Origin of the sequence: Pseudomonas sp., assembly GCF_041601375.1 — a bacterium.
In the GTDB taxonomy this organism is placed as follows: domain Bacteria; phylum Pseudomonadota; class Gammaproteobacteria; order Pseudomonadales; family Pseudomonadaceae; genus Aquipseudomonas.
This window is the reverse complement of record NZ_JBFIIG010000056.1, coordinates 1-23,137: the sequence shown is the minus strand read 5'-3', so window position 1 is coordinate 23,137 and position 23,137 is coordinate 1. Positions and strand designations below refer to the sequence as shown.

Here is a 23,137-nt window from a genome sequence, read left to right as displayed (position 1 = left end):
TTTACTTTGTTCGAATGAGAAGCCGCCGACCAGTGCGCGGATCGCGCCGTTAAGCGGGTCAAGTGAGACCAGCGCGCTCTGCGCCTGCGGTAGCTGGACGAAGCGCAAGCTGCCATCGTTCTGGCGTTGCACGCGAATCAGGTCGCCAACCTGGGCGACATCGGCTGGTCGCTGCGGGCGGGGGCCGAGACTGTTGGTATTGAGGAAGGGGCGCGCCCATTTCATGCTGTCCCAGGCGACCGCTTCTTCCGCGCCGCTGCGCAACAGCACGAGGATGCCGCTTTTTTCGATTTGACTGACGATCGCCGGTTCAAGACCGCCCAGCGAGCTTTGCTTGGCCAGCTCGCTCAGCCAGGCTTGTTTGTCCATGTCAGGCAGGCGGCGTATTGGGCCGCGATAGCCATGGCGCTGGTCATAGGCGATCAATCCTTCGCGAACGGCGCTGTTGGCTGCGTTTTGCAGATCGCTCGGGACGGTGGTGGTGACGTTGAAGCCTTCGGTGTAGGCCTCGCTGCCATAGCGGCCGACCATTTCCGCGCGGACCATTTCCGCTATATAGGGGGCAGTGACTTCGGGGGCCGGTGCGTGGAGGCTGGCGTCGCCAGGTTCGGCCAGGGCGGCTTCATAGCGCTGCTGGTCGATGCGGCCGAGCATATGCATGCGTCCGAGGATCCAGTCGCGACGTTCCTTGGCGCGGGTCGGGTTGGTCAGCGGATTGAAGCGCGACGGCGCTTTTGGCAGGCCTGCAATCATCGCCAGTTGGGCTAGGCTGAGCTCATTGATCGACTTGCCGTAATAGACTTGGGCGGCGGCTTCGATTCCATAGGCACGGTGGCCGAGGTAGATCTTGTTGACGTAGAGTTCGAGAATTTCATCCTTGCTCAATTCACGTTCGATCTGCAGTGCAAGGAGGATCTCATTGATCTTGCGCGAGAAGCTTCTCTCGCTGGACAGGAAAAAATTCTTCGCCACCTGCATGGTGATGGTGCTGCCGCCGGTCTGGATGTGCCCGCTTTTCAATATTTGCGTGGCAGCGCGCATCAAGCTGGTAAGGTCGACGCCATAATGGTTCGCAAAGTTGTCGTCTTCGGCGGCTAGCAGGGCGCCGATGAAGTCGGGGGGGATGTCGTCGAATTTGATCGGTGAGCGGCGCATCTCGCCGAATTCCGCGATCAGCTTGGCATCGCTGCTGTATACCCGTAGAGGGATCTGCAGCTGGATGCTGCGCAGCGACTCAACCGATGGCAGACTGGGGCTGAGATAGAGAAAGGCGCCACTCAGACTGAGTAACAGTGCACAAAAAGTGGCGACACCAGACCAGCAGATGAACTTCAGCAAACGCATCAAGGTTTTTGGATTTCCAGATAAAAGAATGAGTTAAGCGGAAGGCAATGCTAAAAGGGAAAAACTGATCACATTATAAGCGTTTTTTTTCCCGGGGATCCATTTGCGCTTCTGTCAAGACTGTTATTTAATGTGAAAAAACATAAATAGTCCGTAAGTCGCGGATGCCAATAGGAAATCGGTCGTGCTAGGGCTCTTCAATAAGAAAGCGAATACGCTGCTGGGGATCGATATCAGTTCGACCTCCGTCAAGCTCCTCGAATTGAGTCGCTCAGGAAGCCGCTACAAGGTAGAGGCTTACGCTGTCGAGCCGCTCCCGCCAAACGCGGTGGTCGAGAAAAACATTGCCGAGCTCGAGGGGGTCGGGCAGGCGCTTTCACGCGTGCTCGCCAAAGCCAAGACCGGTGTGAAATCCGTAGCGGTCGCGGTCGCTGGCTCCGCGGTGATCACCAAAACCATCGAGATGGAAGCCGGGCTTTCCGATGACGACCTCGAGAACCAGCTGAAGATCGAAGCCGATCAGTACATCCCCTATCCGCTTGAGGAAGTGGCTATCGATTTCGAGGTGCAGGGTTCTTCGCCGCGCAATCCCGAGCGGGTCGAGGTGCTTCTGGCAGCCTGTCGCAAGGAAAACGTCGAGGTTCGCGAGGCCGCCCTGGCCCTGGCCGGGCTGATCGCCAAAGTGGTCGATGTCGAAGCCTATGCCCTGGAGCGTGCTTACGGCTTGCTCACGGAGCAGCTTGGCAGCGAGCATGACGAGCTGACGGTGGCAGTGGTCGATATCGGTGCCACCATGACCACGCTCAGCGTGCTGCACAACGGCCGGACTATCTACACGCGCGAGCAGTTGTTCGGAGGCAAGCAGCTCACCGAGGAGATCCAGCGGCGCTATGGTCTGTCCGTGGAAGAAGCCGGCCTTGCGAAAAAGCAGGGCGGCCTTCCCGATGACTACGACAGCGAAGTCTTGCAGCCGTTCAAGGAAGCGGTCGTGCAACAGGTTTCGCGTTCCCTGCAATTCTTCTTTGCTGCCGGTCAGTTCAATGACGTCGATTACATTCTTCTGGCTGGCGGCACGGCTTCCATCCCCGACCTCGATCGCCTGATTCAGCAAAAGATTGGCACGCAAACCCTGATTGCCAATCCCTTCGCGGACATGGCGCTGAGCAGCAGGGTCAATGCCGGAGCGTTGGCCAGTGATGCGCCGGCATTGATGATTGCCTGTGGTCTGGCAATGAGGAGTTTCGATTAATGGCGCGGATTAACCTTCTTCCATGGCGCGAGCAGTTACGCGAGGAGCGCAAGCAGCGCTTTCTGGTGACACTCGCCGGTGTCGTGGTGGTCGCTGCCGGTGCGGTGTTCCTTGCTGACCAGTATCTGAGCAGTGCAATCGAGCAGCAAAATGCACGCAACCAGTTCGTGCGCAAAGAAATTGCAGTGCTGGATGCGCGCATCAAGGAAATCAGCGAACTGAAAACGCGGCGCCAGCAGTTGCTCGAGCGGATGAAGATTATTCAGGACTTGCAGGGCAACAGGCCGATCATCGGTCGCGTATTCGACCAGTTGGTGCGGACCTTGCCGGACGGTGTGTATTTCACCAACGTCAAAATGACGGGCAAGAATATTGCGATTGTGGGGGCGGCCGAGTCCAACAACAGGGTGTCGAATCTGATGCGTAATCTGGATGCCTCCGATTGGCTGGATGCGCCTAACTTGACGCAAGTCAAAGCCACCACTGCAGGTGCTTTGGATCAGGCCAATGTATTCCAGCTGACGGTTAAGCAAACGCAGCCTGGCGTTGCGCCGGTAGAAGGTGATGAAAAATGAGCCTGGCTGAATCCATCGAGAACTTGCGCAAGATTGAACTCAGTAATCTTGATCTGAATAATATTGGTTCATGGCCAGCAGTAATCAAAGGCGTCGTTTTTGTATTGTTTTTCGTGGTGATGTTGGCGCTTGGCTATAACTTTCACCTGAAAGATTTACAAGCCAGTCTGGAGCGTTCGCAGGGAGAGGAGCAAACCCTCAAACAGCAGTTTTCCAGCAAGGCTTTCCAGGCTGCAAATCTGGAGGCCTATAAGGAACAGATGAAGGAAATGGAGATTTCCTTCGGTGCCCTCCTGCGCCAACTGCCGAGCGATACCGAGGTGCCTGGCCTGCTGGAGGACATTACGCGTACCGGGTTGGGCAGCGGTCTCGAGTTCGAAGAGATCAAGTTGCTTCCCGAAGTGACGCAGCCCTTTTACATCGAGCTGCCCATTCAACTGGTTGTGGTCGGGGGCTACCATGACTTGGCGACCTTTGTCAGTGGCGTCGCCAGCCTTCCGCGAATCGTCACCTTGCATGATTTCGAAACTAAACCGGTCAGCACGGAGAGCGCTTCTGTCATTCGAATGAGCGTTATGGCGAAGACATATCGTTATAACGATAAAGGGATGGATAAATGAAGATGCTTCGTTTGGCTGTATCTGTCTGTTTGTTGTCGTTTTTGCAGGGGTGTGGCTCGGGGGGCGATTTTTCCGATCTGCAGTCATTTATGGATGAGGTCCGCGCCAGGCCGAAGGGCGCCATCGAGCCGTTGCCAAAATTCCAACCCTATGAAGCCTTCACCTATGGGGCCTCTTCTCTGCGCAGCCCATTTCAGCCGCCGGTCAAAATCGACATGGTGCGTCGCCAGAAGGGCTCTCAGGAAGTTAAGCCGGACGAGGCGAGGGTCAAGCAGTTCCTCGAGGGGTTCAATATCGAGGTCTTCGAAATGGTCGGCACGCTGGCCAATGCAAACGGTGTGTTTGCGTTGGTGAGTGGGGCGGGAGGGGTTCATCGCGTCAAGGTGGGGGATTATCTGGGTCGAAATTACGGCCGCATCCTGGCGATCGATGAAGCGAAAATCGATGTCGTCGAGATCGTTCCAGACGGTGAAGGTGGCTGGCTCGAGCGGCCGCGGAACATCTCCCTCAAGGAGCGCTCTTGAATGAACGGAATGATCATGAAAAAAAATAACCGGTCTGCCCAACGGAAGCCAAGAATGAATAGCCCCTTATCGCATCTAGGTATCTCTCTATTAGCGCTGCTGCTATCGCCGGCATTGTTGGCTGCTGACTTGCAGGCGCTCGATGTTTCAGCGTTGCCAGGCGATCGCATCGAATTGAAATTGACGTTCGATGAGCCGGTGCTTGCTCCGCGCGGTTATACGATCGAACAGCCGGCGCGTATTGCCCTGGATTTTCCGGGGGTGTCCAGCAAGTTGGGCGTGAAGAGCCGAGAGTTGGGTGTGGGTAATGCGCGTAGCGTAACCGTTGTCGAGGCCAAAGACCGGACTCGTTTGATCATCAATCTGACCGACTTGGCGCCCTATAATACGCGGACCGATGGCAATAACCTTTATGTCGTGATTGGCGAGGGTGCGCCCGGTTCGGCGTCGGTTAGACCGGCGACTGCCGCGACCGTCAGTAGCGCTGCGCCAGTAAAGAGCTACGCCGCACAAGGCAAGGCTATCAGCAATATCGATTTCCAGCGGGGCGAGCAAGGCGAGGGTAATGTTGTGATTACCCTGTCGGATGCTTCGGTAAGCCCCGATATTCAAGAGCAGGGCGGCAAGATTCGCCTGGACTTCGCCAAGACCCAATTGCCAGAGGCGCTACGCGTTCGCCTGGACGTCAAGGATTTTGCCACCCCGGTGCAGTTCGTCAGTGCCACGGGCTCGGCCGACAAAGCGAGTATCGTGATTGAACCGACCGGCTTCTATGATTACCTGGCCTATCAAACCGACAATGTGCTCACGCTCAGCATCAAGCCGTTGACCCAGGATGAAGTCGAAACGCGCAAAAGCGAGCGTTTTGCCTACACCGGCGAAAAGTTGTCCTTGAATTTCCAGGACATCGATGTCCGTTCGGTGTTGCAGTTGATCGCCGACTTCACCGATTTGAATCTGGTGGCCAGCGACACGGTGCGCGGCAACATCACCTTGCGCCTGCAGAATGTGCCCTGGGATCAGGCGCTGGATCTGGTGCTGAAAACCAAAGGCCTGGACAAGCGCAAGGTGGGTAATGTGCTGTTGGTGGCGCCGGCCGACGAGATTGCCGCGCGCGAGCGCCAGGAGCTCGAGTCGCAGAAGCAGATCGCAGAATTGGCGCCGTTGCGTCGCGAGCTGATTCAAGTCAACTATGCCAAGGCCAGCGACATGGCCAAGCTGTTCCAGTCGGTCACCAGTGCGGAAGGGCGCTCCGACGAGCGCGGTTCGATCACGGTCGACGACAGAACCAACAGCATCATTGCCTTTCAGACCCAGGATCGCCTGGATGAGTTGCGCAGGATTGTCGCCCAGCTCGATATTCCTGTGCGTCAGGTGATGGTCGAGGCGCGAATAGTCGAGGCTAACGTCGACTACGACAAGGCCTTGGGTGTCGAGTGGCGCGGTGTAAGTGTTGGTGACAACAACTTCGTCGTGGGTGGAACCAATAGCTTGATCAAGGGCACTGACCCGTTGGAGATTCAAGCGGGCAACTTTGTCGATTTGGGTGCTGCCGGTGCGAGTTCGGGGCTGAACCTCGGTTTTATCACCAACAACGCCTTGCTGGATCTTGAATTGTCCGCCATGGAGAAAACCGGCAACGGCGAGGTTATTTCCCAGCCCAAAGTGGTCACTGCGGATAAAGAAACCGCAAAAATCTTGAAAGGGTCAGAAGTTCCCTATCGGGAGGCCAGTTCCAGTGGTGCGGCGACCACCTCCTTTAAACAGGCGGCATTGTCGTTGGAGGTGACACCACAGATTACTCCGGATAATCGCGTCATCATGGAGGTCAAGGTCACCAAGGATGCGCCGGACTTCTCTAACGCGGCAGCCAGTCAGGGCGTTCCTGCGATCAGCAAGAACGAGGTAAATGCCAAGGTCCTGGTGGCCGACGGTGAAACCATTGTGATCGGCGGGGTGTTTACCAATACCCAGAGCAAATCGGTAGATAAGGTTCCGTTCCTCGGCGATATTCCGTACCTGGGCACCCTGTTCCGGCGCGATGTGGTCAGGGACAGCAAGTCGGAACTGTTGATTTTCCTTACGCCGCGCATCATGAATACTCAGGCTGTAGCGGTAACCCGTTGAAATATATGCACAATGTTATCCTTGTTGGGCCGATGGGCGCGGGTAAAAGCACCATCGGCCGTTTGCTGGCCAAAGAGCTGCGGCTGCTGTTCAAAGACTCCGACAAGGAGATCGAGCAGCGCAGCGGTGCCGATATTCCCTGGATCTTCGATGTCGAGGGTGAGCAGGGTTTTCGTGAGCGCGAGCGGGCAGTGATTGCCGAACTCTGCGAGTTGGACGGCCTGGTGCTGGCCACCGGTGGTGGTGCGGTGTTGCATCCGGACAACCGCGCAGCACTGCGGCGCGGCGGGCGGGTGGTGTACCTGTATGCCTCGGTCGAGCAGCAGCTCGATCGCACTTCGCGTGACCGTAATCGTCCGCTGTTGCGTACCGCCGATCCGGGTCAGGTGCTCGCCGATCTGCTGGCGATTCGCGATCCGCTGTATCGCGAAATTGCCGATGTCATCGTGCAAACCGATGAGCGCCCGCCGCGTTTGGTCGTGCAAGAGATACTGGAGAGCCTCGAAGCGCTTTCTCCCCGTTAAAGCGCCGTGCGAACTGCGCTATCCTAGAGCCCTTTTGACATCGGGGGCTCCATGCAAACACTTCAGGTCGATCTCGGCGAGCGCAGCTATCCCATTTATATCGGTGCGGATCTGTTGCGTCGTGCGGATTTGCTGGCGCCGCATATCATTGGTCGCCAGGTGGCCATCGTTACCAATGAGACGGTCGCGCCGCTCTACCTGGATGCCCTCAAGGCTGCACTTGGCGGTTATGCGGTGACCGCGATTGTCTTGCCGGATGGCGAGGTGTTCAAAACCTGGGAAACCTTGCAGCAAATTTTCGATGGCCTGCTCGGCGCGCGGCACGACCGGCATACGACCGTGATAGCCCTGGGCGGAGGGGTCGTCGGGGATATGGCCGGCTTTGCTGCGGCCTGTTATCAGCGGGGGGTCAACTTCATCCAGATCCCGACCACCTTATTGTCCCAGGTCGACTCCTCGGTGGGTGGCAAGACCGGCATCAACCATCCCCTCGGGAAGAACATGGTGGGGGCGTTCTATCAGCCGCAAGCCGTCTTGATCGATACGGCCAGCCTGACTACGTTGCCGCCGCGCGAGCTGTCGGCGGGGCTGGCCGAGGTGATCAAATATGGCTTGATCTGTGACGAGCCTTTTCTCACCTGGCTCGAGCAGCACATGCCTGCACTGCGGGCGCTCGATCAGGAGGCGCTGACTGCTGCAATCGAACGCTCCTGTGCGGCCAAGGCGAGGATTGTCGGGGCCGATGAGCGGGAGGCGGGGCTGCGGGCCACGCTCAATCTGGGGCATACCTTCGGTCATGCCATCGAGACGCAGCAGGGCTATGGCGTCTGGCTGCATGGCGAGGCGGTGGCGGCGGGTACTGTCATGGCGTTGGAAATGTCGCAGCGCCTGGGTTGGATCTCGCTGGCCGAGCGCAATCGGGGTATTCGGCTGTTTCAGGCGGCGGGCTTGCCCGTCGTGCCGCCGCAAGGCATGACGCCGGAAGATTTTTTGACGCACATGGCGGTTGATAAGAAGGTGCTGGATGGCCAGCTGCGACTGGTATTGTTGCGTCGTATCGGCGAGGCCGTAGTGACCGGTGATTTTTCGCACGAAATTTTGAATGCCACGCTGAGCGTAGATTACGCAGCGCTGGTGGATCAGCTTGAACATTAATGAGTGTCCAATGACCAGTTTGCATGCTGACGAGGCTTTTCTCGATCATTACCAGTTCAGCCACGACCCCTTTGCGGCGCGTGTGCCGGGCTTCAAGTTTTTTCCGGCCCAGCGCAAGCCGGTGCTGGGGCAGTTGCATCACCTTGCACGTTACAGTCAGTTGCTGTTGCTGGTCTGCGGCCCTCAGGGGAGTGGCAAGACCCTGCTGCGTCAGGCGCTGGTGGCCAGCACCAACAAGCAGGCTGTGCACAGTGTGGTTGTTTCCGCCCAGGGCGCAGCCGATGCGGCGGGCATTCTGCGTCAGGTGGCCCAGGGTCTGCAGATCCAACAGTCGGAGCCAGAGGCGATCCTGGCGCAGGTCGGCCAGTTGGCCTTGACTGGGCAGGACGTCTACTTGCTGGTCGACGATGCGGAGCAGCTGAGTGATGCCGCGCTGGCCAGCTTGCTGGCTCTGGCGGCGGGCAACAGCGAAGGGCGGCCGCATGTTTTCCTGTTTGCCGAGCCCGAGTTGATTGCGCGGCTCGAGCGGCTGGCCGATGGTGAGGAATGCTTCCATGCCATCGAGTTGCAGCCTTACAGCGAAGATGAAACGCGTGAGTACCTGGCGCAGCGGCTAGAGGGGGCCGGGCGCGGGCTCGAGTTGTTGGCGGATGAGCAGATCACCGCCATTCATGAGCAGTCCGCAGGCTGGCCCGGGGCGATTAATCAGGTTGCCCGCGACACCTTGATCGAGGCCATGCGGGTTCAGCGCGGTGCCGCCAGGCGCACAGGCTTTGCATTCAACCTGCCGCGCAAGCATTTGCTGGCATTGGCGGTGGTTGGGCTTGGGGTCTTGGCGGCCTGGCTGATGCAGGGGCGCCCGGATGACGCGGCACCTATGCCTGTCATGACCCAGTTGCCGCTCGAACCGATCGAGCAGCCTGTGGTCGATGCCACGGCTTCCGAGCCTGCGGCTGCTGGCGCACCGGCAGTCGAGTTCGAGGGCGGCAATAAGCCCGTCCCGCTGCCCCTGGTGGGTGAGGCTCAGCCGGTTATACGCGAGCCTTTGGCCCGCGCTGCTGGCTTGAGCGGGGTCGAGGAGGCCGATGTCGCGGATGTTGCCGGTTCGAGTGCTGTTGGTGTGCTGGTCGATGAGCGTGAGGCGCCGATTGCGTCGATAGCCCCGGCTCCGCCTGCCGTGCCGGTGACGCCAGTGCCTGCAGCGGTTGCCGCGGTCGCGCCGCCCGCGCCGGTGGTGGCGCCTGCACCGAAGCCGGTAGCCGCTGCGCCGGCTAAGGCTGTGGCGGTCGATGACTGGTACGCTGCTCAGGCGGGCTCGCGCTATACCCTGCAAATACTCGGTGCGCGCGCAGAGGATAGCGCCCAGGCGTTTGTCCGTGAGTACGGTGCGCAGTACCACTATTTCAAGAAGCTGCATCAAGGTCAGCCGCTGTATGTCGTGACCTATGGTAGTTTCGGCACTCGCGAGGCCGCTCAGGTTGCCTTGAAAAGCTTGCCGGGCAAGGTGCAGGCCGGCAAGCCTTGGCCGCGCACGTTTGCCAGTATCAGGCATGAGATGACCCAGGCTCGTTAGCGGCCGCTATGCTTGATTGTGCGCTGCTTGGCTGGCTGGTGTGCGCGGCCGGGGTGGCGCCTGGCTGTTCGCAGATCGGTAGCATGACCGCCCGGTCGATTCCTTCGTTTTCGCGACATAAGCTTGCAGTGGGTCGTCACGCCGATTTGTGACGGCCTTGGTGGATATGTACAATGACCTCCGTTTTGCCTGCGCAAAGCCGGTGCTATGCCCTGTGCGCACGGTAAGTATTTGAATTAGAAAGCAATTTGCCTCCTTGAGAGGCAGCCTGGTGAGAGTCCCTATGAAAGCAGGTTTGTACCGTCCTGATGAGTTCAAGGATAACTGCGGCTTCGGCCTGATCGCCCATATGCAGGGCGAGGCTAGCCATCACCTGCTGCAGACCGCTATCGAAGCGCTGACATGCATGACCCACCGTGGCGGGATCAACGCCGATGGCAAGACGGGTGATGGCTGTGGCCTGTTGATCCAGAAACCCGATGCCTTCCTGCGCGCCGTGGCCCAGGAGCATTTTTCCGTCGAACTGCCCAAGCAGTACGCCGTGGGCATGGTGTTCTTTAACCAGGACCCGGTAAAAGCCGAAGCCGCGCGCGACAACATGGATCGTGAAATCCTGGCGGCCGGCCTGACTCTGGTCGGCTGGCGCCAGGTGCCGATCGACACCAGCGTGCTCGGCCGCCTGGCCCTGGATCGCCTGCCGCAGATCGAACAGGTGTTCGTCGGCGGCGAGGGGCTCAGCGATCAGGAATTCGCCACCAAACTGTTCAGCGCCCGCCGCCGTTCGTCGGTGAGCAATGCGGCAGACAGCGAGCACTACATCTGCAGCTTCTCGCACAAGACCATCATCTATAAAGGCCTGATGATGCCGGCCGACCTGCAGCAGTTCTACCCGGACCTGGGTGACGAACGCCTGCAGACCGCGATCTGCGTGTTCCACCAGCGCTTCTCCACCAACACCCTGCCGAAGTGGCCGCTGGCGCAACCGTTCCGCTTTCTCGCGCACAACGGCGAGATCAACACCATCACCGGCAACCGCAACTGGGCCCAGGCCCGTCGCAGCAAGTTCAGCAACGAACAGCTCGCCGACCTGGACGAACTGGGCCCGTTGGTCAATCGCGTCGGTTCCGACTCGTCGAGCATGGACAACATGCTCGAGATGATGGTCACCGGCGGCATCGACCTGTTCCGCGGCGTGCGCATGATAATTCCGCCCGCCTGGCAGAACGTCGAGACCATGGACGCCGACCTGCGCGCGTTCTACGAATACAACTCCATGCACATGGAGCCCTGGGATGGTCCGGCCGGCGTGGTGCTGACCGACGGCCGCTATGCCGTCTGCCTGCTCGATCGCAATGGCCTGCGCCCGGCGCGCTGGGTCACCACCAGCAATGGCTATATCACCCTGGCGTCGGAAATCGGCGTGTGGGATTACCAGCCCGAGGACGTGATCGCCAAGGGCCGGGTCGGTCCGGGGCAGATCCTCGCCGTGGACACCGAGACCGGTCAGGTCTTGGGTACCGACGACATCGACAACCGGTTGAAGTCGCGCCACCCCTACAAGCAGTGGCTGCGCAAGAATGCCCAGCGCATCCAGGCCACCCTGGAAGACAACGATCACGGTTCGGCGTTCTATGACGTCGACCAGCTCAAGCAGTACATGAAGATGTACCAGGTCACCTTCGAGGAACGTGACCAGGTGCTGCGGCCATTGGCCGAGCAGGGCCAGGAAGCGGTCGGTTCGATGGGCGACGATACGCCCATGGCGGTATTGAGCCAGCGCGTACGCTCGCCTTACGACTATTTCCGCCAGCAGTTCGCCCAGGTCACCAACCCGCCGATCGACCCGCTGCGCGAAGCCATCGTCATGTCCCTGGAAGTGTGCCTGGGCGCCGAGCGCAACATCTTCGAGGAGTCGCCGGCCCATGCCATCCGGGTGATTCTCAGCTCGCCGGTGATCTCCCCGGCCAAATGGCGCAGCCTGATGACCCTGGAGCGTCCGGGCTTCGAGCGTCAGCTGATCGACATGAACTACGACGAGTCCGTCGGTCTCGAAGCGGCCGTGCGCAACATGGCCGACCAGGCCGAGGAAGCGGTACGCAGCGGCAAGGTGTTGCTGGTGCTGAGCGACCGGCATATCGCCCCGGGCAAGCTGCCGGCCCATGCGGCGCTGGTCACCGGTGCCGTGCACCATCGCCTGACCGAGAAGGGCCTGCGTTGCGACTGCAACATCCTGGTCGAAACCGCCACCGCCCGCGACCCGCACCACTATGCGGTGCTGCTCGGCTTCGGTGCCTCGGCGATCTATCCGTTCCTGGCCTACGAAGTGCTGGGCGACCTGATCCGCACCGGCGAAGTGCTCGGCGATCTTTACGAAGTGTTCAAGTATTACCGCAAGGGCATCTCCAAGGGCTTGCTGAAGATCCTGTCGAAGATGGGCATCTCCACCGTGGCCTCGTACCGCGGCGCACAGCTGTTCGAGGCGGTCGGCCTGGCCGATGAGGTCACCGAGCTGTGCTTCCGCGACGTGGCCAGCCGGATCAAGGGTGCGCGTTTCGTCGACCTCGAAGCCGAGCAGAAAATGCTCGCCGGAGAGGCCTGGAACAACCGCAAGCCGATCCAGCAGGGCGGCCTGCTCAAGTTCGTCTATGGCGGCGAATACCATGCCTACAACCCCGATGTGGTCAGCACCCTGCAGGTCGCCGTACAGCAGGGCAGCTACGAGAAGTACAAGGAATACAGCGCCCTGGTCGATACCCGTCCGGTATCGATGCTGCGCGACCTGCTCCAGCTGAAACTGGCCGAGCAACCCCTGGCTCTCGAGCAGGTCGAGCCGCTGGAGGCCATTTTCAAGCGCTTCGACTCCGCCGGTATTTCTCTCGGCGCGCTGTCGCCCGAGGCCCATGAAGCCATTGCCGAGGCGATGAACCGCCTGGGCGCACGCTCCAACTCCGGTGAGGGCGGCGAAGATCCGGCCCGCTACGGCACCGTGCGCAGCTCGAAGATCAAGCAGGTGGCCACCGGCCGCTTCGGCGTGACCCCGGAATACCTGGTCAACGCCGAAGTGCTGCAGATCAAGGTGGCCCAGGGCGCCAAGCCCGGCGAGGGCGGCCAGCTGCCCGGCGGCAAGGTCAACGGCCTGATCGCGCGGCTGCGTTACGCCGTACCCGGCGTGACCCTGATTTCGCCGCCGCCGCACCACGACATCTATTCGATCGAAGACCTGGCGCAGCTGATCTATGACCTCAAGCAGGTCAACCCGGCCGCGCTGGTCTCGGTCAAGCTGGTGGCGGAAGCCGGCGTCGGCACCATCGCCGCCGGCGTGGCCAAGGCCTATGCCGACCTGATCACCATCTCCGGCTACGATGGCGGCACCGGCGCCTCACCGCTGAGTTCGATCAGGTACGCCGGCGCGCCCTGGGAACTGGGCCTGGCGGAAACCCACCAGACCCTGCGCGGCAACGACCTGCGCGGCAAGGTGCGGGTGCAGACCGACGGCGGCCTGAAGACCGGTCTGGACGTGGTCAAGGCGGCCATCCTCGGCGCCGAGAGCTTCGGCTTCGGCACCGCGCCGATGATCGCCCTGGGCTGCAAGTACCTGCGTATCTGCCACCTGAACAACTGCGCCACCGGCGTCGCCACGCAGAACGACAAGCTGCGCAAGGACCACTTCATCGGCACCGTCGAGATGGTGATGAACTTCTTCACCTATGTCGCCGAAGAGACCCGCGAGTGGCTGGCAAGGCTCGGCGTGCGCAGCCTCGAAGAGCTGATCGGGCGTACCGACCTGCTGGAGATCCTGCCGGGCGAGACCGCCAAGCAGAATCACCTGGACCTGAGCCCGTTGCTCGGCAGCGATCAGATCGCGGCCGACAAGCCGCAGTTCTGTCTGGTCGACAGGAATCCGCCGTTCGATCAGGGCCTGCTGGCCGAGAAGATGGTCGAATTGGCCAAGCCGGCGATCGATGCCGCCAGCGGCGGCGAGTTCGAGCTGGAAGTCTGCAACTGCGACCGTTCCATTGGCGCCCGCGTCTCCGGCGAAATCGCCCGCGTGCATGGCAACAAAGGCATGAGCAAGGCGCCGATCACCTTCCGCTTCAAGGGCACTGCGGGCCAGAGTTTCGGCGTGTGGAACGCCGGTGGCCTCAACCTGTACCTGGAAGGCGATGCCAACGACTATGTCGGCAAGGGCATGACCGCCGGCAAGCTGGTGATAGTGCCGCCGCAGGGCAGCCCGTTCAAGACCCAGGACAGCGCCATCATCGGCAACACCTGCCTGTACGGCGCCACCGGCGGCAAACTGTTCGCCGCCGGCACCGCGGGCGAGCGCTTCGCCGTGCGCAACTCCGGTGCCCACACTGTGGTGGAAGGCACCGGCGACCATTGCTGCGAGTACATGACCGGCGGTTTCGTCTGCGTACTGGGCAAGACCGGTTACAACTTCGGTTCCGGCATGACCGGCGGCTTCGCCTATGTGCTCGACCAGGACAACAGCTTCTACGACAAGGTCAACCACGAACTGGTGGAGATCCAGCGCATCAACAGTGAGGCCATGGAGGCCTACCGCAGTCACCTGCAGCGTGTGCTCGCCGAGTATGTGCAGGAGACCGCCAGCGAGTGGGGTGGCCATCTGCTGGAGAACCTGGATGACTACCTGCGCAAGTTCTGGCTGGTCAAGCCCAAGGCCGCGAGCCTGAAGTCGCTGCTCTCCAGCACCCGCGCCAACCCGCAATAGAACAGAGCTTCAAGCGGCAAGCCTCAAGCCCCAAGCGGCGCGAGGCTCGCCTGCTCACCGTGATCGTTTGCAGCTTGAAGCTTAAGGCTTGGGGCTGCTGTTAAGAGGTTTGCTATGACTGAACGTCTGAATAACGACTTCCAGTTCATCGATGTCGGGCGCAAAGACCCGAAGAAGAAGCTGTTGCGTCAGCGCAAGAAAGAGTTCGTCGAGATCTACGACAACTTCAAGCCGGCCCAGGCCTGCGACCAGGCACACCGCTGCCTGGGTTGCGGCAACCCCTATTGCGAGTGGAAGTGCCCGGTGCACAACTACATTCCCAACTGGTTGAAGCTGGTGTCTGAGGGCAATATCCTCGCCGCCGCCGAGTTGTCGCACCAGACCAATACCCTGCCGGAAGTCTGCGGCCGCGTCTGTCCGCAGGATCGTCTGTGCGAGGGCGCCTGCACCCTCAACGACGGCTTCGGCGCGGTGACCATCGGCTCGGTGGAGAAGTACATCACCGACACCGCCTTCGCCATGGGCTGGCGTCCGGATATGTCGCGGGTCGTTGCGACCGGCAAGCGCGTCGCCATCATCGGTGCCGGTCCGGCCGGCTTGGGTTGTGCCGATGTACTGGTGCGCAGCGGCGTGACCCCGGTGGTGTTCGACAAGAATCCGGAGATCGGTGGTCTGCTGACCTTCGGCATCCCCGAGTTCAAGCTGGAAAAGACCGTGCTCAGCCATCGCCGCGAAGTCTTCAGCGGCATGGGCATCGAGTTCCGCCTGAACACCGAGATCGGCAAGGACATCACCATGCAGCAATTGCTGGATGAGTACGATGCCGTGTTCATGGGCATGGGCACCTACACCTACATGAAGGGCGGCTTCCCCGGCGAAGATCTGCCGGGCGTGTACGACGCCCTGGATTTCCTCATCGCCAACGTCAACCGCAATCTCGGTTTCGAGAAGAATGGCGAAGACTTCATCGACACCAAGGGCAAGCGCATCGTCGTCCTCGGCGGCGGCGATACCGCCATGGACTGCAACCGCACCTCGATCCGCCAGGGCGCCAAGAGCGTGACCTGCGCCTACCGCCGCGACGAAGAAAACATGCCGGGCTCGCGCAAGGAAGTGAAGAACGCCAAGGAAGAGGGGGTGAAGTTCCTGTTCAACCGCCAGCCCATCGCCATCGTCGGCGAAGACCGGGTCGAAGGCGTCAAGGTGGTCGAGACCCGTCTCGGCGAGCCGGATGCCCGCGGTCGCCGCAGCCCCGAGCCGATCCCCGGTTCCGAGGAGATCATCCCGGCCGACGCCGTGCTGATCGCCTTCGGCTTCCGCCCGAGCCCGGCGCCCTGGTTCGAGCAGTTCAGCATCGACACCGACAGCCAGGGCCGTGTGGTTGCGCCCGAGCAGAGCCAGTTCAAGCACCAGACCAGCAACCCGAAGATCTTCGCCGGTGGCGACATGGTGCGCGGTTCCGATCTGGTGGTGACGGCGATCTTCGAGGGGCGTAACGCCGGCGAAGGTATCCTGGACTACCTGGGCGTCTAAGCTACTGCGCTCGGCCATGCTGCGTTGAAAGCAGGCTCGGAATGCTCATGTACAACTCGTACACTCCGCTTCCTCGCCTGCTTTCGCCTTGCCTGGCCTTCGCTCGTGACGCTTAGATAAACGCAGTTCACCCGCGACAAATTGACCCTATAGACAAAAGGCACGGCACCCGCCGTGCCTTTTGTTTTGCGGTCTGCGAAAATGCCCGCACTTTTTTACTGCCTTCATATGTCTCGGGAATTGCCATGACCGCCCTGAAGAACGACCGTTTCCTGCGTGCCCTGCTCAAGCAGCCCGTCGACGTCACCCCGGTGTGGATGATGCGTCAGGCCGGCCGTTATCTGCCGGAGTACCGCGCCAGCCGGGCCAAGGCCGGCGATTTCATGAAGCTGATGATGAACCCCGAGTTCGCCTGCGAAGTCACCCTGCAGCCGCTGGATCGGTACCCGCAGCTGGACGCGGCCATTCTCTTCTCCGACATCCTGACCATTCCCCATGCCATGGGTCAGGGCCTGTATTTCGAGACCGGCGAAGGCCCGCGCTTCAAGAAAGTCATCAGCAGCGCCGCCGATGTCGAGGCCCTGCCGATCCCCGACCCGGAAACCGACCTGGGTTATGTGATGGACGCGGTGCGCACCATCCGCCGCGAGCTGAACGGCCGGGTGCCGCTGATCGGCTTCTCCGGCAGCCCCTGGACCCTGGCCACCTATATGGTCGAAGGCGGCTCGTCGAAGGACTTCCGCAAGTCCAAGGCCATGCTCTACGACAATCCCCAGGCCATGCACGCGCTGCTCGACAAGCTGACGCAGTCGGTCATCGGCTACCTCAACGGGCAGATCCTGGCCGGTGCCCAGGCGGTGCAGATCTTCGACACCTGGGGCGGCAACCTGTCGTCGGCGGCCTATCAGGAGTTCTCCCTGGCCTATATGCAGAAGATCGTCGACGGCCTGATCCGCGAGCACGACGGACGCAAGGTGCCGGTGATCCTGTTCACCAAGAACGGCGGCCTGTGGCTGGAATCCATGGCGGCCACCGGCGCCGACGCCCTGGGTCTGGACTGGAGCTGCGACATCGGCGAGGCCCGCCGCCGCGTCGGTGGCCAGGTGGCCCTGCAAGGCAATATGGATCCGACCGTGCTCTATGCCCAGCCCGCCGCCATCCGCGCCGAGGTGGCGCGCATCCTCGCCAGCTACGGCCAGGGCTCGGGCCATGTGTTCAACCTCGGCCACGGCATCACCCCGGAAGTCGACCCGGCCCATGCCGGCGCCTTCCTCGAGGCGGTGCACGAGTTGTCGGCGGCCTATCACCGTTAAGGTGGTGGGGCTGTCCGGCGTCTGGTAAGGCATTCCCGGATTGCGCTGGCGCTTATTCGGGCTACGGGCTAACGGCGGCTTTGCACCCGGTGACGAATGCAGCATCGTAGCCCGTCTGGAACCCGGGCTACGAAAGCGGGCCTTGCAGGTCAACATAGGATCCATGAAGCCCGCTGATTGGCCAATGGCGGGCAAGCCTTCGCATGTCCGCCCTGCTTGTTGCAAACCTTACCTGCTCAGGGCCTTGGGGCGGTCGCCAGGCTCTGCTGCCGGTACAGCGTATTGGCCATGCGCAACTGCCGCAGAGGACGCCGAAGTATCGGCAGTGCTACTCGACCTTGGCCAGATTGCCCTTGAGGGCGACCCCGGCCATGATCGCGCCGGCGTGGCATTCGTACTTCTGGCTGTCCTTGTATTCGATGTGCTTGTAGTTGCTGGCGAGATCCACCACGGCATTGGCGCCGGCCGCCTTGGCCGCGCTCTGCAGGCGGATCAGGGCCGATTGCAGGACCCAGCGGCAGGCGGCTTCGTCGCTCTTGTTGAAGGCGTTGGTCTTCTGGCTGGTGCTGACCCCGGACTTGAGAATGCTGACCTTGCCCGCCGGCTTGTTGCCGGCCAGGTAGAACTTCACGCTGCCATCCAGGCGCCCGGCATTCAGCGCCTCCTGGACGACGGCGTCGAACGGCAGGAAGTGGGCGGTGTCCCGGGCCTGGCTGATGGTGGGGATGGCGGCGAGCAGCAGGGCGGCTGCGGTCCAGTTTTTCAGGTGCATGGTCGTCTCCTTGACGGGCGCAGGTGTTGTTTGCTGGTAGCTGCATGCGGCTGCATGCAGGCAGTCCGGCGGGTTCATCGTTCTGACCAGCGGCGGAAAATCAACGAAGTGTTGACCCCGCCGAAGGCGAAGTTGTTGTTCATCACATAGCGGTTGCTCATCTGGCGGAATTCGCCGCGCAGGTAGTCCAGCTCGCCGCAGGCCGGGTCGATCTCGTCGAGGTTGAGGGTGTGCACGTAGCTGTCCGAGTTCATCATCTCGATGCTGAACCAAGACTCCAGCGCACCACAGGCGCCCAGGGTGTGGCCGAGGTAGCTCTTCTGCGAGCTGATCGGCATGGCCGGGCCGAACAGGCCGCTGGTGGCCAGGGACTCGGCGACGTCGCCCTGCTCGGTGGCGGTGCCGTGGCCGTTGACGTAGCCGATGGCGGCCGGCAGCAGGCCGGCATCGTCGAGGGCCAACTGCATGGCGCCGCGCATGGTCAGCAGTTCCGGCTTGGTGGCGTGCTGGCCGTCGGAGTTGCAGCCGAAGCCGACGATCTCGGCATGGATGCGGGCGCCACGGGCCAGGGCGTGCTCCAGCTCTTCCAGCACCAGCATGCCGGCGCCTTCGCCGATCACCAGGCCGTCGCGAGCGCTGTCATAGGGCCGCGGCGAGCTCTGCGGCGCGTCGTTCTTCAGGCTGGTGGCGTAGAGCGCGTCGAAGACCATGGCTTCGGTCGGGCAGAGTTCCTCGGCGCCGCCGGCGAGCATCAGCGGCAGGCGACCGAACTTGATCGCCTCGTAGGCGTAGCCGATGCCCTGGCTGCCGCTGGTGCAGGCGCTCGAGGTCGGGATCAGGCGGCCCTTGAGGCCGAAGAAGATGCTGATATTGGCCGCCGTGGTGTGCGGCATCATGCGGATATAGGAGTTGGCGTTGAGGCCATCGGCCACCGAGTTGAGCAGCATGTTGCCGAAGGCCTTGATTTCCTCGGTGCTGCCGGTGGACGAGCCGCAGGCCACGCCCATGCGCCCGTCGGTGATCGACTCGTCGCCGAGCAGGCCGGCATCGTCCAGGGCGCGCTCGGCGGCATACACCGCCAGTTTGGCCACCCGGCCCATGCTGCGGGTCTGTTTGCGCGTCCAATGCTTGGGCGTGACGAAATCGTCCAGCGGGCCGCCGAGGCGGGTGTTCAGTTCCGTGAAGCGATCCCACTCGTGCATATAGCGAATGCCGCTGCGGCCCTCGCGGAACGCCGCTTCTATGCTCGCCCAGTCGTTGCCCAGCGAGGTAACGCCGGCCATGCCGGTGACCACAACTCGTTTACCGTTCATCAACACAGTCCGCCATTCACCGCGAGGACCTGGCGGGTAATGTAGGCCGCCTCCTCGGACATCAGAAAATTCACCGCCCCGGCCACTTCTTCCGGGGTACCCAGGCGCGCGGCGGGGATCATCTTGAGGATTTCCTCGACCGGCACCTGCGCGTCGACGATCTCGGTGTCGATCAGCCCCGGCGCCACGCAGTTGACCGTGATCCGGCGCTTGCCCAGTTCGATCGCCAGGGCCTTGGCCGCCCCGATCACCCCGGCCTTGGACGCGCTGTAGTTGACCTGGCCGCGGTTGCCGATCAGCCCGGACACCGAGGTGATGCAGACTATGCGTCCCGGCTGACGCCGGCGGATCATCGGCATGCACAGCGGGTGCAGGACGTTGTAGAAACCGTCGAGGTTGGTGCGCAGCACCCGATCCCAGTCATCTTCGCTCAGCGCCGGAAAGGCGCCGTCGCGGGTCAGGCCTGCGTTGCACACCACACCGTAATAGGCGCCGTGGGTTTCGATATCGGCTTCGAGCGCTTGCCGGCAGGCGGCGCGGTCGGCGACGTCGAACTGCAGGATGCGCGCCTGGCGGCCCAGCGCCCGGATCTGCGCCTGCACCGCCTCGGCCTCATCGCGGCGCGCGCGGCAGTGCAGGACGATATCGAAGCCGGCCCGGGCCAGACGCAGGGCGATGGCCCGGCCAATGCCGCGGCTGGAGCCGGTGACCAGAATCGGGTCAGTCATGTGCGATCTCTCGAAAATGCGCTAGGCGACTTGCCACGCTGGCTCGGGCGCTATGGCCGCGGCGGGAAGCGGCGACCAGAATCGGGTCTTGTGGGGCGGTCATGGGGCGCTTTCCTGGGGGTGTTCGTGAAGGTAGCTGGCGATCTGCGGTGGACAGAATACATTAAGGCGGGCGATGGCCTGGATGCCGGGGCCCTCCAGCTGGCACTCGAACACGCCCATGCCATTGTCGTCCTGCAACGAGCGCAGCGCCTTGATCTGCAGCTCGACGCCGACGGGGAAGCGCTCGACGTTGCATTGGAAATTGCGCGTGCCGAGGAGAAAGCCCAGCTGCACCGGCACGCCGGCCTGGCGGGCCTGACAGCCGGCGTAGGCGGCCACACTCTGCGCCATCAGCTCGATGCCGACCCAGGCCGGCAGGCTGCCGTCGGCTTGATTGAACAGGCCGCCGGGGCGCACGCACAGGCGGGTTTGCACCGTCTCCTCGGTGAAGTGCAGCACCTCGTCGAGCAGAATCATGTCGCCGGCATGCGGCAGTAATTCGGCGATGGGCCACAGGCTCATGGCAGGGCTCCGAGAATCAGCGACAGGTTGCTGCCGCCAAAGGCGAACGAGTTGCTCATCAGTCGATGCGGGCGTCTGGCGACCGCGGCATGCCCGTCGACCAGTTGCAGGCGCGGCAGCTGCGGATCGGCCTGGCCATCCCACAGATGCGGCGGCAGGCGCTGATCGCGGTTATAGGCGCTCAGGGTCAGCCAGCAGAAGGCAGCTTCCAGCGCCCCGGCGGCGCCCAGGGTATGGCCGCTCAGCGGCTTGCTCGAAGAGCAGGGCACGCCTTGGGGAAACACGGCCTGTACCGCCAGGCTTTCCATCGCATCGTTGTGCTGGGTGGCGGTGCCGTGCAGGTTCAGGTAGTCGATCTGTTCGGCGCTGACGCCAGCGGCGGCCAGGGCCTTGCGCATCGCCTGCTGGGCGCCGAGGCCCTCAGGGTGGGGTGCGGAAATATGATGGGCGTCGGAGCTGGCGCCGCCGCCGAGCAGGGCGATCGGCCGCTCCGCAGCGTCTGTCGCTACTTGGCTCAGGGGCGCGCGGGTCATGACGAACAACGCCGCCGCTTCGCCGATGTTGATGCCCCGGCGATTCAGCGAGAACGGATTGCAGCGTTCGGCAGCCACCGCTTCCAGCGCGGTGAAACCGTTCAGGGTCAGGCGGCACAGGCTGTCCACCCCGCCGCACAGCACGGCATCGCAGATGCCCTGCTGCAGCAGGCGCTGGGCGCTGAGCAGGGCGCGGGCGCTGGAGGTGCAGGCGGTCGACAGGCAGTAGGCCGGGCCGCTGAGGCCGAGCCACTCGGCGAGAAAGATGGCGGGGGCGGCGATTTCCTGTTGGGCGTAGCGGTAGTCCGCCGGCAGCACACCGTCGTGGACGAAGCGGGCGATGCCCTGGCTGGCTTCGTGAATGCCCGAGGTGCTGGTGCCGAGCACCACGCCGACCCGTGCGGCGCCGTGCTGGGCGATCACGGCGCGGATCTGCGGCTCGATCTGCAGCGCGGCGGCCAGCAGCAGCTGATTGTTGCGGCTGAGCGAGGCCTGCATGCCGTCCGGCATCGGCGGCAGCTCGGCAGTCACTGCGCCTACCGTCAGGCTGCGGTCGCTGACCCAGTCGTCCTGCGCGCGCATGCCGCTGGCGTCGCCGGCGAACAGGGCATCGGCGACGGCCTGCTTGTTCTGGCCGAGGGCGCAGATCAGGCCGAGGGCGTTGAGGTAGCCGGGCATCAGGGAATCTCCTGGTCGGAGAGCACGTTGACCCGGTAACTCAGGTCTTGCGCATGGTTCAGGGTGAAATCCAGGGGCGCACGGTAGCGGATTCGCCAGTCGGGGGTAAGCCGGCGCTGACCATCGGCGAGCAATTGCCAGGTCGCGGGCGCATAGCTGGCGGCCAGGGCATCGGCCGGGGTCAGGGCGAACAGCAGGGCGGCGAACAGCTCGCGTGCTTCGCCGTTGGGCGGCAGCAGGCCGTCGGCCCGCCAGGCGCCATCCTGCAACAGCTGGCGCGCCAGGGGTACGCCGAGCGGATCGAACAGCGACCAGCGCAGGCTCGAAGCCTCGGCCTGCACCACCACCAGCCACCAGAACTGCTGCTCGCCGGCCTGCTCGCGCCGAATCTGCAGGGTCGCCGGCAGTAACGCCGTGAGTTCGGGTGGGGTCGAGGGCAGTGGCGTGCGCGCCGCGCAGGCGCTCAGCAGCAGGCAAATGCCGAGGAGCAACAGACGGCTCATGGTTGGGGGCGCTCCAGCGGCTTGCGCGCCACCAGGTTGACCAGGGTTTCGTCACGCTGGCCGATCGGGTTGGGCTGGCGCAGGCCCCAGCGTTCGAGCAGGCCGAAGTCCCTGGAACGGCTCCACCACAGGTAGGGGTAGGAGACGTTGGCTTCGGCAAATTCGAAGCCCTGGCCGCGCAGCATGTCGAGGTATTGCCCGGCGCTCTTCTGCACCTGCATCGGATGGCGGAACAGCCAGCGGATCACCCAGGTATCGATATAGAACTTGGTCGACTCGGCGAACAGCAGCAGGCCGCCGGGCTTGAGCACGCGCCAGAATTCGGCGAGGGCCCGTTCCTGCTCGACCAGGTGGTGGAAGGTCTGGTGACAGAAGAGCAGGTCGACGCTGGCATCGCCCAGCTGGATCGCCGCGCAGTCGCTGGCGAGCAGGCGCACGGGCAGACCCTGGCGCTCGGCCTCGCGGCGCGAGCATTCGAGGCTGTGCGGGTCGGCATCCAGGCCGATCAGTTGCGCCGGCGCGAACGCCGCCTGCAGCAGGCGGAAGGACTTGCCCTGGCCGCAACCGGCATCCAGCAGCACCGCGGCGCTGGGCAGCGGCGTGTCGATCAGGCGCTTGAGGTCGTCGATCGCCACCCGCAGCACATGCTGCTGCCAGACGCGGCTCTGCAGGAACCAGAAACCGAAAGCGGTTTCTTCAACGTAATGACTGGCAGGGTTGTTCATCGATGTCCTTATCAGTTGCTGGCACAGAGTTCGGCGAGTACGCGCAGGCGGC

19 protein-coding genes are annotated in these 23,137 nt (G+C 62.5%); 11 read left to right on the top strand and 8 right to left on the bottom strand.

All coding sequences use genetic code 11. The features are described from left to right. Nucleotides 1–1,344 (bottom strand): penicillin-binding protein 1A (locus ABZE94_RS10060; RefSeq protein ID WP_372875384.1); only part of this gene is annotated, 1,344 nt, incomplete at its 3' end. A gap of 184 nt (nucleotides 1,345–1,528) precedes the next feature. Between ABZE94_RS10060 and ABZE94_RS10055 the strand changes: the two genes are divergently transcribed. The 11 genes from ABZE94_RS10055 to hemE all read left to right on the top strand — a co-directional run bounded on the left by ABZE94_RS10055 (nucleotide 1,529) and on the right by hemE (nucleotide 17,269). Continuing rightward, on the top strand, nucleotides 1,529–2,593 hold the full coding sequence (locus tag ABZE94_RS10055) for a pilus assembly protein PilM (protein WP_372875383.1): 1,065 nt from the start codon (nucleotides 1,529–1,531) through the stop codon (nucleotides 2,591–2,593). After that, entirely contained in the window at nucleotides 2,593–3,168 is a 576-nt protein-coding gene (gene pilN, locus ABZE94_RS10050) for a type 4a pilus biogenesis protein PilN (RefSeq protein ID WP_372875382.1), read from the top strand. Before ABZE94_RS10055 ends, pilN begins: the two co-directional genes overlap by 1 nt. Continuing rightward, the gene (gene pilO / locus ABZE94_RS10045; RefSeq protein ID WP_372875381.1) at nucleotides 3,165–3,788 is read left to right on the top strand and encodes a type 4a pilus biogenesis protein PilO; all 624 of its coding nucleotides are present in this window, start codon (nucleotides 3,165–3,167) and stop codon (nucleotides 3,786–3,788) included. The genes pilN and pilO overlap by 4 nt, the downstream gene beginning before the upstream one ends. Nucleotides 3,789–3,790: 2 nt before the next feature. Further along, a complete protein-coding gene (gene pilP / locus ABZE94_RS10040; RefSeq protein ID WP_372875386.1) occupies nucleotides 3,791–4,312 on the top strand; it encodes a type 4a pilus biogenesis lipoprotein PilP in 522 nt (173 codons plus the stop codon). Nucleotides 4,313–4,366: 54 nt separating this feature from the next. Beyond that, nucleotides 4,367–6,439 (top strand): type IV pilus secretin PilQ, encoded by a 2,073-nt coding sequence (gene pilQ, locus ABZE94_RS10035; RefSeq protein ID WP_372875385.1) that lies wholly within the window; start codon nucleotides 4,367–4,369, stop codon nucleotides 6,437–6,439. Between the two features lie 5 nt (nucleotides 6,440–6,444). Next, the gene (gene aroK, locus ABZE94_RS10030) at nucleotides 6,445–6,963 is read left to right on the top strand and encodes a shikimate kinase AroK (protein WP_372875380.1); all 519 of its coding nucleotides are present in this window, start codon (nucleotides 6,445–6,447) and stop codon (nucleotides 6,961–6,963) included. Between the two features lie 51 nt (nucleotides 6,964–7,014). Next, a complete protein-coding gene (aroB, locus tag ABZE94_RS10025) occupies nucleotides 7,015–8,118 on the top strand; it encodes a 3-dehydroquinate synthase (RefSeq protein WP_372875379.1) in 1,104 nt (367 codons plus the stop codon). Between the two features lie 10 nt (nucleotides 8,119–8,128). Beyond that, nucleotides 8,129–9,691, top strand: coding sequence for an SPOR domain-containing protein (locus ABZE94_RS10020; protein WP_372875378.1), 1,563 nt, complete (start codon nucleotides 8,129–8,131; stop codon nucleotides 9,689–9,691). A gap of 283 nt (nucleotides 9,692–9,974) precedes the next feature. Continuing rightward, entirely contained in the window at nucleotides 9,975–14,423 is a 4,449-nt protein-coding gene (gene gltB, locus ABZE94_RS10015; RefSeq protein WP_372875377.1) for a glutamate synthase large subunit, read from the top strand. A gap of 114 nt (nucleotides 14,424–14,537) precedes the next feature. Beyond that, entirely contained in the window at nucleotides 14,538–15,956 is a 1,419-nt protein-coding gene (locus ABZE94_RS10010) for an FAD-dependent oxidoreductase (RefSeq protein ID WP_372875376.1), read from the top strand. Nucleotides 15,957–16,201: 245 nt separating this feature from the next. Then, a complete protein-coding gene (hemE, locus tag ABZE94_RS10005) occupies nucleotides 16,202–17,269 on the top strand; it encodes a uroporphyrinogen decarboxylase (RefSeq protein WP_372875375.1) in 1,068 nt (355 codons plus the stop codon). Nucleotides 17,270–17,597: 328 nt separating this feature from the next. On the opposite strand, the gene ABZE94_RS10000 is transcribed toward hemE, so the two are convergent. From ABZE94_RS10000 to ABZE94_RS09970, 7 genes are all read right to left on the bottom strand, one after another. Then, the gene (locus ABZE94_RS10000) at nucleotides 17,598–18,041 is read right to left on the bottom strand and encodes an excinuclease (RefSeq protein WP_372875374.1); all 444 of its coding nucleotides are present in this window, start codon (nucleotides 18,039–18,041) and stop codon (nucleotides 17,598–17,600) included. A gap of 74 nt (nucleotides 18,042–18,115) precedes the next feature. Next, a complete protein-coding gene (locus ABZE94_RS09995; protein WP_372875373.1) occupies nucleotides 18,116–19,354 on the bottom strand; it encodes a beta-ketoacyl-ACP synthase in 1,239 nt (412 codons plus the stop codon). Next, on the bottom strand, nucleotides 19,354–20,082 hold the full coding sequence (gene fabG / locus ABZE94_RS09990) for a 3-oxoacyl-ACP reductase FabG (RefSeq protein WP_372875372.1): 729 nt from the start codon (nucleotides 20,080–20,082) through the stop codon (nucleotides 19,354–19,356). The genes ABZE94_RS09995 and fabG overlap by 1 nt, the downstream gene beginning before the upstream one ends. A 99-nt stretch (nucleotides 20,083–20,181) precedes the next feature. After that, a complete protein-coding gene (locus ABZE94_RS09985; RefSeq protein ID WP_372875371.1) occupies nucleotides 20,182–20,646 on the bottom strand; it encodes a 3-hydroxylacyl-ACP dehydratase in 465 nt (154 codons plus the stop codon). Beyond that, nucleotides 20,643–21,857 (bottom strand): beta-ketoacyl-[acyl-carrier-protein] synthase family protein, encoded by a 1,215-nt coding sequence (locus ABZE94_RS09980; RefSeq protein ID WP_372875370.1) that lies wholly within the window; start codon nucleotides 21,855–21,857, stop codon nucleotides 20,643–20,645. Before ABZE94_RS09980 ends, ABZE94_RS09985 begins: the two co-directional genes overlap by 4 nt. Further along, entirely contained in the window at nucleotides 21,857–22,360 is a 504-nt protein-coding gene (locus ABZE94_RS09975) for a DUF3261 domain-containing protein (RefSeq protein WP_372875369.1), read from the bottom strand. Before ABZE94_RS09975 ends, ABZE94_RS09980 begins: the two co-directional genes overlap by 1 nt. Further along, the gene (locus tag ABZE94_RS09970; RefSeq protein WP_372875368.1) at nucleotides 22,357–23,085 is read right to left on the bottom strand and encodes a class I SAM-dependent methyltransferase; all 729 of its coding nucleotides are present in this window, start codon (nucleotides 23,083–23,085) and stop codon (nucleotides 22,357–22,359) included. Before ABZE94_RS09970 ends, ABZE94_RS09975 begins: the two co-directional genes overlap by 4 nt. Nucleotides 23,086–23,137: the final 52 nt, after the last annotated feature.

Excerpts from the sequence above, each read along its gene's own strand:
- ABZE94_RS09995 (WP_372875373.1), bottom strand. The coding sequence starts at position 19,354 with ATGAACGGTAAACGAGTTGTGGTCACCGGCATGGCCGGCGTTACCTCG.
- ABZE94_RS10000 (WP_372875374.1), bottom strand. The coding sequence starts at position 18,041 with ATGCACCTGAAAAACTGGACCGCAGCCGCCCTGCTGCTCGCCGCCATC.
- aroK (WP_372875380.1), top strand. The coding sequence starts at position 6,445 with ATGCACAATGTTATCCTTGTTGGGCCGATGGGCGCGGGTAAAAGCACC.
- ABZE94_RS09980 (WP_372875370.1), bottom strand. The coding sequence starts at position 21,857 with ATGCCCGGCTACCTCAACGCCCTCGGCCTGATCTGCGCCCTCGGCCAG.
- ABZE94_RS10020 (WP_372875378.1), top strand. The coding sequence starts at position 8,129 with ATGACCAGTTTGCATGCTGACGAGGCTTTTCTCGATCATTACCAGTTC.
- pilO (WP_372875381.1), top strand. The coding sequence starts at position 3,165 with ATGAGCCTGGCTGAATCCATCGAGAACTTGCGCAAGATTGAACTCAGT.
- ABZE94_RS10010 (WP_372875376.1), top strand. The coding sequence starts at position 14,538 with ATGACTGAACGTCTGAATAACGACTTCCAGTTCATCGATGTCGGGCGC.
- ABZE94_RS09970 (WP_372875368.1), bottom strand. The coding sequence starts at position 23,085 with ATGAACAACCCTGCCAGTCATTACGTTGAAGAAACCGCTTTCGGTTTC.
- gltB (WP_372875377.1), top strand. The coding sequence starts at position 9,975 with ATGAAAGCAGGTTTGTACCGTCCTGATGAGTTCAAGGATAACTGCGGC.
- pilN (WP_372875382.1), top strand. The coding sequence starts at position 2,593 with ATGGCGCGGATTAACCTTCTTCCATGGCGCGAGCAGTTACGCGAGGAG.
- pilQ (WP_372875385.1), top strand. The coding sequence starts at position 4,367 with ATGAATAGCCCCTTATCGCATCTAGGTATCTCTCTATTAGCGCTGCTG.
- aroB (WP_372875379.1), top strand. The coding sequence starts at position 7,015 with ATGCAAACACTTCAGGTCGATCTCGGCGAGCGCAGCTATCCCATTTAT.
- pilP (WP_372875386.1), top strand. The coding sequence starts at position 3,791 with ATGCTTCGTTTGGCTGTATCTGTCTGTTTGTTGTCGTTTTTGCAGGGG.
- hemE (WP_372875375.1), top strand. The coding sequence starts at position 16,202 with ATGACCGCCCTGAAGAACGACCGTTTCCTGCGTGCCCTGCTCAAGCAG.
- fabG (WP_372875372.1), bottom strand. The coding sequence starts at position 20,082 with ATGACTGACCCGATTCTGGTCACCGGCTCCAGCCGCGGCATTGGCCGG.
- ABZE94_RS09975 (WP_372875369.1), bottom strand. The coding sequence starts at position 22,360 with ATGAGCCGTCTGTTGCTCCTCGGCATTTGCCTGCTGCTGAGCGCCTGC.
- ABZE94_RS09985 (WP_372875371.1), bottom strand. The coding sequence starts at position 20,646 with ATGAGCCTGTGGCCCATCGCCGAATTACTGCCGCATGCCGGCGACATG.